Genomic DNA, 14,036 nt, shown 5'->3' with positions numbered 1-14,036 from the left:
GACAACTGAACGGTTACAGCGGCATCAAGTTGTGCTTGCGCGGGTTCTTGAAAATCGTCTTGTCCTTGAGCAACTTCAGAGCCTTACGGATTTCGAGACGCGTCTGTGAGGGCTCGATCACCGCGTCGATGTATCCGCGCTCAGCCGCGATGTACGGCGTCGCGACAAACTCGTTGTAGTAGTTGATCAGCTGCGCACGCACGGCAGGTGCGTTGTCGCCCGCTTCGGCAAGCTGACGGCGGCCCATGATGTTGACGGCACCCTCGGCGCCCATCACAGCGATACGCGCCGTCGGCCACGCGAGGTTGATGTCGGCGCCGAGCTGCTTGCAACCCATGACGGCGTACCCGCCGCCGTACGCCTTACGAACTACCACGGTCACCTTCGGCACAGTGGCTTCGATGTACGAGAACAGGAAACGCCCGCCGCGCTTGATGACGCCGACTTTTTCCTGATCGACGCCGGGAAGGAAACCCGGTGTATCGACGACAAAGACGAGCGGGATGTTGAACGCGTCGCACAGGCGGACGAAGTGCGCGGCCTTGTCGGAACTCGCCGCATCGAGGGCACCACTGAGGTACGTGGGCTGATTCGCGACAACCCCCACAGGCAAGCCGTCGACGCGGGAGAACCCGGTGATCACGTTGTGCGCGACCTGGGCTCCGATTTCGTGGAAGGTGCCGTCGTCGAAGATCCGCAGAATGATGTCGTGCATGTCGTAGCCGGCGTTGTCCGCGTCCGGCATGAAGGCATCGAGTTCGAGGTCCGTCTCGGTGATCTCGGGTTCGAGGCCCGGATTGATGAGCGGCGCCTTCTCCTGCCATGAGGAGGGCATGAAGCTCAGGTACTCACGCACCCACTCGAACGCAGCCTTCTCGTCCGGGGCGACGTGATGGATGTTTCCGTTCTCTGCCTGCTTGCGCGCTCCACCGAGGTCGTCGAGGCTGACCTCTTCGCCGGTCACCGACTTGATGACGTCGGGGCCGGTGACAAACATGTAGGACTCTTCGGTGGCAACCACGACGTCGGTGTTGATCGGCGCGTATACCGCTCCACCGGCACACTTTCCGAGAATCACCGAAATCTGCGGGCACACGCCGGACAAAGGCTCCTGACGTGAACCCATGTTGGCGTACCACGCAAGTGAGGAGACCGCGTCCTGAATTCGGGCTCCACCGGAATCGTTGATGCCGACGACCGGGCAGCCCACTTTGAGGGCAAAGTCGTTGACAGCGGCGACCTTCCGGCCGAACATCTCGCCGGCAGCGCCGCCGAACACCGTCTGATCGTGCGCAAATACAGCGACGGGGCGCCCGTCGACGGTTCCGTGTCCGGTCATGACGCCGTCGCTGTACGGATTGCCTTCGCCCGCCATTTTGACCAACGCGCCGATCTCGATGAAACTGCCTGGATCGAGAAGCATGTCGATGCGCTGACGGGGCGTGCTGTGCCCTGCCTCGTCGCGCTTGGCAATGGCCCGGGCGGAGCCGGGTTCCTTTGCCTTCTCCAACTTTTCGCGGAGTTCAGCAAGCTTCTCCGCGGTGGTTGTCGTCACTTCTGAACTCCGGTTTCCGCTGCTTTGATCTGGGCTGTTTCGATCTGGGCCAGCTTGGTGGTGAGGTCTGCCGCGACCTTCGAGATATACGGCTCGTCCACGATCTGCAGGTGATCCCCGCCGATGTAGACGACCTCGAGGTTCTTCACGTAGCTGCCCCAACCACCGTCTGCCTTACGGGTTTTGAACGCAGGCTCGAGCGTCATCAGTTCGTCGTGGTACTTGTCTGCCATGTAGATCACGACGTCGCCGTCGTAACTCTGGAACTTGGCGGTCTGGATGGCGCGATTGTCCAGGAACGACGTCCGCTGGTGCTCGATGATGCCGCCGGGGATCTTGACGCCACTCATCTTGATCATGTCCATCAGGAACTGCATCTGATCTTCATCGGATTCGATTTCTGCCAGAACATCCACGGGCAGTGGGACATCCAGGTTGTAGGTGCGCTTCGCGAAGGCTCCGTACCGCTCCCACCGCTTCCGTCGCTCCTCAGCAGTGTCGGGAACGTCCTCGCCGGCCATGACGGTGTCGAGCATGCCGACAACCCGCACATCGGCCCCCTGCTTGCGCAGGATGGCTGCGACGGCATACGCCAGCACGCCGCCGAGCGACCAACCGCACAAGACGTACGGTCCGTCACCCTGAATTTCACGGAGCAACGGCACGTATTCTTCGGCGCGCTTCTCGATCGGGCCTTCTGTGCGCTCGAACCCGTACATCGGCGTGCCGGCAGGCAGACGCTTGAGCAGTGGTTCGTACGCAACGGTGGATCCACCGGCCGGGTGGAACACGAATACCGGTACGGCAGTGGAACCTTCGGGGCGGCCGCGCAGAATACGCACCACTCCGTCGATCTTGCCCTCGTCTTCGAGGTACTGACGCACAACGTCCGCAAGGTCTTCGATCGTGCCGGAACCACGTACGTCGTCGACGGTGACTTCGCCGCCGGCCCGCTCGGACAGCCGGACAGCCAACTTCTGTGCCAGATCGTCGTCGACGGTGGGCAGAGCATTGAAAATGCCCTTGGCCGACTTGCCGGTGACCACTGCCCACGTCGCAAACGTCAAGCGTTCAGCGGCATCTCGCGGCGGGACGTCGGAACCTGCGTCGTCCGCAGTGCCCGCACGGGAAGGATCGGCAGCAGGCATCTCCACCGGGAGCTCAACCGAAGCCGACGCCGAAACCACCTCGACGTCGCCGGCATCCGCCGCCAACTTTTCGGCAGCCTGCTGATCGGCCATCGCCTGAACCTCTTCGCGGTTCTCGATGGCGTAGCGCAGGTACTTGTTGACCTCGAGCAGGCTTGCATCCTTGACTGCCTGGAGCTGCAACTGCGGAATGTCGAACTCGTACTCGACGCGGTTCTTGATGCGCATCGCCATGAGCGAATCGAGACCGAGTTCGATGAGCGGAACCTCGGCCGGCAGATCTTCCGGCGAGTAACCCATGGATTCCGCGACAACGATCCTCAGACGGTCGTCGAGGCTCTGCGAACCGTGGGGATCCCACTTGTCGCCGGCATCTTCGACTACCTCGGCAAGAGCTTCCATAGCGCCCGTCGGACGGGCCGGTGCGGCGACGACAAGCTCGGGCAAAGCCTCACCCGACGTGACAACCGCGTCGAACAGCAACCGGAAGGAGCCGTTCTCGCGGGCATGCACCTGCACCGACGCTCCGCCCGGGTGCGGGTTGAGCGTAGTGGTGACCGTCGCGGCGCCTGAAAGCTCGCCGTGCGGGACGGCCGCGGTGAGCGTCACATCCGAAAGAACCTGAGCTGCAGCGGCAGTCACCAGAGCGGCCAGGTCGGAGACGACGGATGCGTCGGCTTCCCACACGTGGCGGCCGTCGGGCAGGGCAACGTGCGAACCGGGAACGCGTCCCGAGCCGCCCGCATTGACCCGAATGTCGAGCCAGTACGGCTTGCGCACAAAAGCAGTGCGCGGCAGAACTGCGAATTCACCTGCGGGAAGCAGAGATTCGAGATTCACAGCGTGACCGTGAACGTACAGCTGAGCCAAAGCCGACAGCACGCCGACGGACTCGTCTTCCTTACGCTTGAGCGTCTGGATGAGCTGCATGTCGTGCAGGCCGGCATCGAATGCCGTTGCGGCGACGGACATCAAGGTCACCGGATTGGGAGCAAGTTCCACAAACGTGGTGTGGCCGTTGGCAACTGCCAGACGCACAGCGTTGGTGAAGTACACACTGTGGCGCAGTCCCTTGACCCAGTACGCTTCCTGGTGGATCGGCTCGTGGCCGGCCTTGTAGAACGTGTCCTGATCGACGGACGAGTAGACGCCCACCTTCAACGTCGACGCTTCGATACCGGCCAACTCGGCAGCCAGTTCGCCGAGCAGCGGATCCACCTGCGACGTATGGCTTGCACCCTTGGTCTGCAGAACGCGAGCCATCTTGCCGTCGGCCTCAGCGGCGGCGACGATTGCCTCGATATCGGGCTGCGGTCCACCGATCACCGTGTGCGTCGGCGCCGCGTACACGCAGACCTCGAGCTTGGGATACGTAGGCAGCAGCGCTTCGATCTCGGTCGCGCTGTATTCGAGCAGAGCCATCAGGCGGATGTCGTCACCGACCAGAGCGCCCTCGGCTTCGCCCATCAGACGCGAACGCGAACAGATAACACGGACAGCATCTTCCAAGTTCAGGCCACCGGACACGTAGGCCGCCGCAGCCTCACCCATCGAGTGCGGAACAACAGCGTCGGCGTCGGCGCCGTGATGACGCAGCAGCGCGGCCAGGCCGACCTGAATGGTGAAGATCGCGACCTGAGCGGTTTCGACGTTGTACTCGAACGAATCGTCGAGGAACATCTCCGCCACCGAGTACCCGGCCTCGTCCTGGATCAGCACGTCGACCTCGTCGACGGCTGCCTTGAACGCCGAGTTCTCCAGATACAGCTGCTTGGCCATCTTGCGGTGCTGCGAACCGAAGCCCGAGAACACCCACACCGCGCCCTTGGGCGACGGTGCGTCGGCGGAGAACACACCGGCAGCGGGCTTTCCCGCAGCAACGGCGCGCAGGGCGCTGATGGCTTCGGAACGAGTCTTGACCACAACGGCGGCGCGTGAGCGGCCGTGATTACGACGCGAGAGTGTGCGCGCGACATCCACCAGCGGCGTTGTGCTGCCCTCTTCGGTTTCGAGCCAGTCCGCCAGATCAGCGGCCGCGCGGCGACGACGCGACGGCAATGCGCCGGAAACCGCGAGCACAACCGTCTGGTCTTCGACGAGCCCCATCGACTGCGCTGCGTCGGCAAGAACACCGGCGGCTTCGGTCTCGACATCCAGAGTCTCGACATCCAGATCAGCATCGGAGTCCGAAACAACAGCGGCTGCCGGGACGTACTCCGTCACCACGACGTGCGCGTTGGTTCCACCGAAACCGAAGCCGGACACACCGGCGATGGCCTTGCCGGTGTAGCGGGGCCACTCGGTGGCCTCGGGCGTCACCTGCAGGTGCGCCTTCTCGAAATCGATGTGCGGGTTCGGGCCCAGGTAGTTGAGCGTCGCGGGGATCTTGTTTTCCTGCATCGCCAGGACAACCTTGATCAGTCCGGCAGCACCGGCTGCGGCCTCGAGGTGCCCGAAGTTGGTCTTTGCGCTGCCGAGCAGTGCCGGCTTGTTGTCGTCACGTCCACGCCCGACAACGCGACTGAGCGCGTCGGCCTCGATGGGATCACCGAGATCGGTGCCGGTGCCGTGAGCTTCGATGTAATCGACGGTGCTCGGCAGAATGCCGGCGTCGCGGTACGCAAAACGCAGCACGTCGGCCTGAGCGTCCGGGTTGGGTGCGAGCAGTCCGTTGGAGCGGCCGTCCTGATTGACGGCGGAACCGGCGATGACGGCAAGGATGGAATCGCCGTCACGCTCGGCATCTTCGAGACGCTTGAGCACAACAAGTCCGCCGCCCTCGCTGCGAACGATTCCCTGTGCCTGAGCCGAGAAGGCGCGCAGTTTGCCGTCGGGAGCGAGCATGCCGATCTGATCGAACCCGAGAGTTCCGGGAGGGGCCAGCAGCATGTTGATGCCGCCGGCAAGAGCGATGTTGGAGTCGCCGCTGCGCAGCGAGCGCACAGCCTCGTGCACTGCGACCAGCGAAGACGAGCACGCGGTGTCCAGTGCGATGGACGGCCCGCGGAAGTCGAAGAAGTACGAGACACGGTTCGCGACGACGGCCGTCGACGTTCCCGTCAGTGCGTACGGGTGTGCGTTCGTGGGGTCGCTGACCGCGAGCAGCTGGTAGTCGTTGGCGGAACTGCCGATGAAGACACCGACCTGCTTGCCTTTGAGATCGCTCGCGGGAATGTGCGCATGCTCGAGCGCTTCCCAGGTCAGTTCGAGAGCGAGGCGCTGCTGCGGATCGACGTTGACGACCTCGAGCGGGGACATCGCGAAGAACTCCGCGTCGAATCCCTTGACGTCGTCGAGGTAGCCGCCCTTGGTGTTGGCGTTCTCGATCGCGGCCTTGAGAGCGGGATCGGACTTGAACTCGACCCAACGATCCTCGGGCAGGTCGCTGATGCCGTCGCGGCCCGCGGACAGCATCTCCCACATCTCCGACGGCGTATGTCCGGCGCCGGGGAAACGAGTCGACAAGCCGACGATGGCAATGTCGTGGGCATCCGTGCTGGCGCCTGGCGCGTAGTACGACGCGTCGACGCTCTCTTCCGGCACCTCGGGCTCGCCCTCGATGATCCGAGTGGCCAGCGACGCGATGGTCGGGTGCTGATACGCAACGGTGGCAGTCAGTGTGATTCCGAGCAGATCCTCGATGTCGCCGCTCAGGGCAACCGCATCACGTGATGCGAGCCCGAACTCCTCCATCGGACGATCGTCCGTGATCGTCGTGGCCGGCTGACCGGTCGCGTCGGCGATCCAGTTGCGTAACCACTCACGGAGCTGCGCGACACTCATGTCGACACCGCTCGCGTCAGCAGTAGCGCTCACGTCTACGGAACTGTCCTGCGCACCATCTTGTTCAACCATCAACTCACCAAGCTACCGATCATGAAGGGGATGTTCCTCAAACGCTATCGGGGAATGCCGTCTGCTGATAGCCACCACGCAGCGTCCCCTCGATGTAGCTTGCCTTGCACGCGCGGCGAGCGATCTTGCCGCTGGACGTACGCGGAATGGAACCGGCCGGAACAAGCAGGATGTCGCGTGCGGTCACACCGTGACGAGTCGAGATCGCGGCGCGGACCGTATCCGCGATCGGCTGCGGGTCGGCTTTACCGGCACCGGGTGCACGCTCGGCAACGATGACCAACTGCTCCGAGGAATCGTCGTCGTCGAACGTCAGACCCGAGTGGGAATTCGAGAAGACGACGGCAGGCAACTGGTTTGCCGGAACGGCAAACGCCGCGATGAAGCCCGGACGCAATGCGGGGCTCGCGTCCTGAGCGGAAGACTCGAGATCCTGCGGGTAGTGATTGCGGCCGTCGACGATCACCAGGTCCTTGACGCGACCGGTGATGTACAGCTCGCCGTCGACGTAGACGCCGTAGTCGCCGGTACGCATCCAGTGCGCGTCCAGCGGCAGATCGTCGGTGTGGCTGTCTTCCGGCAGGCGGTTGGTCAGCGTGTTGTGGAACGTCTCGGCGGTCTCTTCGGGGCGGCCCCAGTAACCGACGCCGATGTTCTCGCCGTGCAGCCAGATCTCGCCGACGTGGTTGTCGGGGACCTCGGTCTGCGTTTCGGGGTCGACGATGGCGGCCCACTGGCTGCGTGAGACGTATCCACAGGACACCTGCGCGATGGCGTTGTCGGCGTGCTGATCGACGATGACCATGCGGCCGTTGTTGAGCTCGTTGCGGTCGACGTAGATGACCTTGGCCTCGTCGGAATGCTTGGTCGACGACACGAAAAGCGTCGCCTCCGCCATGCCGTACGACGGCTTGATCGCCGTCTTGGGGAGACCGTAAGGCGCAAACGCCTCGTTGAATTTGCGCATCGACGCCGTCGTGACCGGCTCACTGCCGTTGATCAGGCCGATGACGTTGCTCAGGTCGAGGTGCTCGCCGTCCTTGGGCAGGCCACGGGCAGCAGCATGCTCGAAAGCGAAGTTGGGGGCGGCCGCGAAGGTGCCTGCACCGTCGGAGGCCGCCGCGAGTTCCTTGATCCAGCGGTTGGGCCGCTGAACGAAGGCGCGCGGACTCATGATGGTGATGTACTTTCCACCGAACGCAGGCAGGATGACCGTCAGCAGACCCATGTCGTGAAACAGGGGCAGCCAGGTGACGCCGCGTGAATCTTCGGTGAGCTCGATGGAGTCGACCATCTGCAGTGCATTGGTGCCGACAGCACGGTGGGTGATCTCCACACCGGCCGGAACTCGCGTCGAACCCGACGTGTACTGCAGGTAGGCGATGTCGTCGAAGCCGATATCGGGGCGAACCCAGGTTTCGCCGACGGTATCGGGAATGGCGTCGACGGCGATGATGCGCGGGCGTTCGGCGGCGGGCAGCGAACGGAACAACGCACGCACACCTGCGGCCGATGATCCGGCAGTCAGGATTGCCGACGGCTTACAGTCCCCGAGAACGGCGTGCAGGCGATCGGAGTGGCCGGGCTCGTCCGGATCGAAAAGCGGAACGGCGATGGAACCGGCCTGGATGGCCGCGAAGAACGAAATGACATAGTCGAGACCCTGAGGTGCCAGGATCGCCACGCGGTCGCCAGGCTTGGTGACCTGCTGGAGGCGGGCGGCAACAGCACGCAGACGTACACCGAACTGGTGCCACGTCAGCTCCTGTGCTTCACCGTCACGCTCACGCGAGTAATCGATGTAGCGGTACGCGAGCTCGTCCGCGTTCACACGCGAGTGTTGCTCGACGTAGTCGACCAGAGTGAAGCCCTCTTTCAGGCGAATCCGGCCCTTCTCGTCGAGAAAACCATCGAACAGCGCGTTCATTCCATCTCCTCCGAAGCGATCACACAAGCATTTTTGGTCATGCTTGCGCCCCAGACTTCCTTCGCTCTCTCGGGTATATCGTCAATCAATCGAAACGCACTACGTGCGCAACTCACCTGAATCACTTCATCGATCCCAAACCATCGATATGTTACAGATCGGCATCATCCGCATCGCCGCGCGTGCTCGGCCTCAGGGATCGTGGCGAGCGAAGAACCGATCGTGGCGATCGTGTCCAGCGGCGTCGACACAGCCGATTCGCACTCCTCGAAAGTGCCGACTGCCAGGCACGCAGAGCCTGGCGGCTCCGGGGCGCCGCGCGTGCGCTCCACCGCTGCACCCCGCGGGATGCCGTGACCTGGAGTTGTGATCATCCCCACCCTGCAGCGAACTGCGAGCCGGGGCGCGCGACGCGCACCAAGGCTGTGGGTGGAACCCATGGATCACTCCTTCGTAGTCAAGGCTGGAACATCCGAACTTACTCGCCAGTCACGTTCGTGACAGCACTTTAGAGGACCAGGCGAGCAGTGGTCGCACTTTGCCACGACCAATCCAGCAGACTACTCGCCGACGCACCCCAGCCAGACAAAAAGGATCAACTGTGCGGCGGCGTCGGCGCACCGTTGATCATGTCCGCTGCCCACTGTGCCACCCATTGGGTCGCCGTCGTGCCCTCCGAATCAACTTGGAAGGAGTTGTACATGGCATGCACAGGATTGTTGTAGTACTCCGCCAAACGCGGCAGCGACGTCATGAGGTTGCCCGGATTCATCGCTCCTGCCGGGGCGTCACAGATTCCGTCACTCGGCGCACAGATCTGATAGGTGCGGTCGTTCAGCTTGCCGAACCCACCCTCACGGGGACCCGTCATCGTCAGACCCGGCAACTTCAAACCGTTCAGCGACAGCTCGGCACCCACACCGGCAACGCTTGGGCCAACGGTAATTCCGTACGCGGGATCACGACGCCCGTCCGCGATCAAGCCGACACCGAGCACCAGATCTGCCGGCACTGCGCCCGTCCCGTTGCCGATACTTGCGGCTACGTCACCGGCGATGACCGCGCCCTGCGAGAAGCCGGTGAGTACGTAACTCGTCAGTGGGCACTCGGCATGGCGCTGCACCAGAAAGTCGTTGGTGGCAGCAGTTCCCGCACCCCGACTGTTGTTGTACGACTGCTGCCCGTCCGGCGGAAACGCCACCGGATTCGAGAACTGCGCAACGTAAGGAACCGTGTAGACATCCGCACGTGAAGCGTCGAACTGATTCTGCAAAGGACCCGTGACGTTGAGCATCAACGAAGCCGGATTTGCCGCCGGAGCATACGGATCGTCGGCAGCGCTGGACTCCCAGGTTCCAGGGATGGCAACTACCTGGACATCGGGACAACTAGCCGGCTGCGACGCCGGTTTCTCCGGTCCGGGTGGCAACGGCTCGGGTGTCGGCACCCGCCCGGCAAGGATGTACCAACCGCCGATCACCACGGCAGCGACCACCAGAATGATCAGCAGCGGGACCAGGCAACCCCGACGCTTTCCGCCTCGCGCCATCATCTATTTGCAGAATGTGGCGTTGGCGACATCGATGTAGATCTGAGCGTTGGCGGTGGCCTGCTCTGACGTGATCGCAGTGCCATCCGTCGCCGCGGAACCCACGACGGCCGTCACCAACGCAAGAATCTCCTCGTCCGAGGTGCCCTGAACATTCGCGGCGCAGATGTAGTTGGCCGTGTTGATCGCGATGCTGCCGTCACCCTCGGGAGTAACTCCCTTGGCTTTCAAACCGTCGAGGAATGCCTGTGCTTGCGGGTTGACCTCTACTTCTGTCGGACCGGGGAAACCCTCGATGCTCTGGGGCTGCTCCGGCGGAGCCGTAGCGGCCGCTCCGGGACTGGTGGGCGCTGCGGACGCCGTTGTGGTCGCGCTCGCGGAAGCCGAACTGCTCGCAGCCGACGACGATGCCGCGACGGACGTCGTGGTCGGGGTGGAGGTGACCGTCGAGTCGTCACTTCCACAAGCGACGAGCATCCCACCGGCGATCAGTGTCAGAGAGCCCACTGCGATCGCGCGCGCAAAAGTATTTCGGTTACCCGAGAAAAGCGACATCAATGTCCGTCCTTGCCTTCAGTCGAAAGTCCATCATCAGGTTACGCAACGCACAGCGGGCAGGCACCGATCCGTGATCGGGCCCGCCCGCCGTGCGTTGTGTGTCGTACGTTGCGTCCTACGGGTGAATCTCGGTCTTGCCGTCGATCACCGTGATCCAGCCGAACTGGAAGTTCTGCTGAGTTCCACCGGGGATGTCGAACTTGTCACTGAGCGGGTATCCGAGCTTGCCGCCTTCGTAGCCGACACTCTTCCATCCGTCGAAGATCGGGCCGTTGGCGACGGACCAGGCGCCCGTTGCAGGGCTCCAGTAGATGTTGCCGCCGTCGAACTCCGTGAAGCGACCGTTGTCCTTGATCGCCACTTCGTTGGACTTCGGGAACCCGAGCCATCCGTTTTCCCAACCGAGTTCGCCGTACTTGCCCATGATCATGCCGAGCACGGCGTACGTGCCGTTTGCACTGTTGTACATGGCGCCGATTTCGAAGCCCTGCACGGCGCCGGCCTTGCCGGGGGTCGCGATCTCCGCTGCGGTGGGGTACTTGAGCGGGCCACCCTCGTAGCCCTGTGCTGCCCATTCGCTGAGGATCGCTCCGCGGACGGCGTGTGCGCCGGTCCACCAGGTCCAGTAGATGGAGCCGTTCTGGAAGTGGTTGAACCGTCCCTGACCGTCGGGGGTTCCGAGTTCAGGCGTGGTCGGGAAGCCGAGCGGGCCGGCAGCTGCGCCGGTGTTCATGTACTCACCGGCGATACGGCCCGCGATGGGGTTAGCGCCGGTGCCGGAGGTCCAGTAGATGCGGCCGTTGCGGAAGTCCTGAGCCAGGCCACCCGCGACGCTGTACTCGGCTGTGACGCAGTCACCGATCCAGCTGTTTGCCGCTGCGGTTGCCGCGATGGCACCCGAAGCGCCACATGCCGGCTTCTCCACGTCGGTGCCGAGCGCGTTGGCGAGCTGCGGCCACAGCTGATGAAGCTCGAACTGCCAGTACGGCCACGAGTGCGTGCCGGACGGGCGGTAATTGATCTGCGCGGGAATGCCGAGCGAGTTGAGCTTGGTCGCAAATGTCTGCGAGGTCAGGCGCGCAAGAATCTCGAGGCCCATACCGGCGTAGTTGGTGCTGACACCGGGGATTCCCGACGGCTGATCGTACGGTCCGGTGGTGCCGCTACCGCTCGAGACGTACAGGCTGACGCCCTTGAGCTTGTCGGCCTGGGTGTACGGATCGTGGGCTGCCCACTGCGGGTTCGACGGCGGGCCCCACATCGCTGCGGAGTTGAACTTGCCCGCGTCGTTCATCGCGAACTGGATTGCCTGCGGCATTCCGAGCGACGTCGTAGTGAGGATGCCCGAGAGCGACGCGGCGAACTTGAAGAATCCGGGGTTGCGCGCGGCAAGAGACATCGCGGCCGTGCCACCCATGGAGAGACCGACCACGCCGCGGGTCTGCGTTGTGCGCCAATCGTTCTCGAGGATGGACGGAAGTTCCTTGGTGAGGAACGTCTCCCACTGGTAGAACACACCGTTGTCGGCCTCGAGCCAGTCGGAGTAGAAGCTGGACTGTCCACCGACGGGGAGAATCACGTTGACGTTCTTGTCTGCGTAGAACGACTCGGCATCGGTCTCGGCGGTCCAGCCGTTCTCGATATCGGTGGCGCGAAGGCCGTCGAGCATCCAGACGGACGGGAAGGTTGCCGACGGGTTCACGTTCCAGTCGCGGGCCAGAAGGATCTGAACCTGAATGGGGATTCCCATCGACGGGGAGTTGATCCACAGTGCGACACGGCGCTCGCTGAGCCATTCGACCTTGCCGACGGTGGCGCCGCCCTGGTTCTGGGTTGCGGCGGGCGCGGTGAGAGCCGGGCTCGGCGCAGCGGCAGCGGTACCTGCCGTGGTCAGACCTGCTGCGATCGGCAGAACCAGCAGTGCTGCCAGCGCTCCGACGACCTTGGTTCTATAGGTCCCGAAGGACCGACTGCGGTCCCGCTTGGCAAGGCCTACTCGCATGAGTTCACTCTCTTTCCCTTACTTCCGGTCCGCGTGTCTTACTACCCGGTGTTTCACGTACTCGGTATCTCACGTACTCGGTGTCTCACGTCTTCGGTATCTCACGTGTTCAGTGCCTACGCGGCGAGGCATCTCTGCCTCGCACACCACCTCGGCGACCAGAGCCCTGTCGAAACTCTTTCTACACGGAAACGACTCCGACTAGGGGTTGCCGCGCTGTTACTGGTGGTGCAATTGTTACCGAAGTTCCTGTTTACGGCATCTCCAAAACAGAAGTGCCGTTCCGGTCTTCCTCTCGGAAGTCCGGAACGGCACTTGTCTGTCTAGGTCTTGCGGTGGTGCAGCGTCATGCAGTGATGCACGGTAAAGCGGTGAAGCATGGTCACCAGGCGTTCATGGTGTCGAGGATCTGGCCGCGGGCCTTGAACAGTTCCTCGGACCAGTACGCCCACGAGTGGGTGCCGTTGGACGGGAAGCTGTAGGTGGCCGGAATGCCGAGCGTGTTCATCCGGATCTGGAATGCACGGGTGTTGGCCAGCGCAAGTGCTTCGAGGCCCATGGCGTTTGCCGTGTTGTAGTAGCCGACCAAGCCCTTGGGGTTGTCGTACTTACCGGTCAGACCGCTTGCTGCGGAGATGTACATCGACAGGCCCTTGAGGCGAGGCGCGAAGACGAACGGGTCGTTGCGCAGCCATGCCGGGCTCCACGGGGGTCCCCACATGGAGTCGACGTTGAAGCGGCCGGCATCGAGCATCGCGACGCGGATTGCTTCACGCATACCGGGAGCCGAGATGTTCAGGTAACCCGACAGCGAGCCGGCGAACTTGAACTGGTCGCGGTGGTACGCAGCGAGTGTCAGTGCGGCACTGCCACCCATCGACAGGCCGAGGACAGCGTTGTTGTTAGGCGAGACGCCGTAGTTCGCGAGGAAGTTGGGCAGCTCTTCCGTGAGGAAGGTTTCCCACTTGTAGGTCATCTGCTGACCGTTGAAGTTCGAGGGTGCGTACCAGTCGGTGTAGAAGCTGGACTGTCCGCCGACCGGCATCACGAGGGTGATGTTGTCGTTGCGGTACTGCTCGAGAGCGTTGGTCTCGAAGCTCCACGCATTGGCGTCGTCACGAGCGCGGAGGCCGTCGAGCAAGTAGAGGGCAGCGTTTCCGCCGCGAGCGGCCCACTGGACCTGAACCTTGATGTTGCCCATCGTGGAGGGCACCCACAGCTCTTCGAATCCGCCCCACGGCGCGGTCTGGACCGGCGCAGCGTGCGCGGGAGCAGCGGTAGCAACTGCGCTACCGGCGACGCCTGCGGCAAGGGGAAGCACGAGTGCTGCCGCACCGATGGCAAGTGCTCGGTGCTTGAGGCGCTGTGTCAGCCTCGTCGGGGCAAATCGCATGGATACTGCTCTCTCTCTTCGTCTGCGGTAGCTACCCCCGACTAGGGGA

At 63.3% G+C, this 14,036-nt stretch carries 8 protein-coding genes; all 8 read right to left on the bottom strand.

The features are described 5' to 3' along the window. Positions 1-13: 13 nt before the first annotated feature. On the bottom strand, positions 14-1,555 hold the full coding sequence (locus tag EEB13_RS12895) for an acyl-CoA carboxylase subunit beta (protein ID WP_045066350.1): 1,542 nt from the start codon (positions 1,553-1,555) through the stop codon (positions 14-16). After that, positions 1,552-6,558 carry a polyketide synthase Pks13 gene (pks13, locus tag EEB13_RS12890; RefSeq protein WP_141485405.1) on the bottom strand — a complete coding sequence of 1,669 codons (5,007 nt, stop codon included), beginning with the start codon at positions 6,556-6,558 and terminating at the stop codon, positions 1,552-1,554. The genes EEB13_RS12895 and pks13 overlap by 4 nt, the downstream gene beginning before the upstream one ends. 37 nt (positions 6,559-6,595) lie before the next feature. Then, the gene (fadD32, locus tag EEB13_RS12885; protein WP_033235157.1) at positions 6,596-8,485 is read right to left on the bottom strand and encodes a long-chain-fatty-acid--AMP ligase FadD32; all 1,890 of its coding nucleotides are present in this window, start codon (positions 8,483-8,485) and stop codon (positions 6,596-6,598) included. A 164-nt stretch (positions 8,486-8,649) separates the two neighbouring features. Further along, positions 8,650-8,925, bottom strand: a complete 276-nt coding sequence (locus EEB13_RS12880) for a hypothetical protein (RefSeq protein WP_033235158.1) — start codon at positions 8,923-8,925, stop codon at positions 8,650-8,652. Between the two features lie 155 nt (positions 8,926-9,080). Beyond that, entirely contained in the window at positions 9,081-10,034 is a 954-nt protein-coding gene (locus tag EEB13_RS12875) for a cutinase family protein (RefSeq protein ID WP_095888091.1), read from the bottom strand. 3 nt (positions 10,035-10,037) lie between these two features. Further along, a complete protein-coding gene (locus EEB13_RS12870) occupies positions 10,038-10,589 on the bottom strand; it encodes a DUF732 domain-containing protein (RefSeq protein ID WP_045066344.1) in 552 nt (183 codons plus the stop codon). Positions 10,590-10,707: 118 nt separating this feature from the next. Further along, entirely contained in the window at positions 10,708-12,594 is a 1,887-nt protein-coding gene (locus tag EEB13_RS12865) for an alpha/beta hydrolase-fold protein (RefSeq protein WP_033235160.1), read from the bottom strand. A 382-nt stretch (positions 12,595-12,976) separates the two neighbouring features. Continuing rightward, positions 12,977-13,987, bottom strand: a complete 1,011-nt coding sequence (locus tag EEB13_RS12860; RefSeq protein ID WP_045066340.1) for an alpha/beta hydrolase — start codon at positions 13,985-13,987, stop codon at positions 12,977-12,979. Between the last annotated feature and the right edge of the window lie 49 nt (positions 13,988-14,036).

This window comes from Rhodococcus sp. WS3, from assembly GCF_003797085.1.
Taxonomy (GTDB): Bacteria; Actinomycetota; Actinomycetes; order Mycobacteriales; family Mycobacteriaceae; genus Rhodococcus_F; species Rhodococcus_F globerula.
This window is presented reverse-complemented; position numbering and strand designations above follow the sequence as displayed.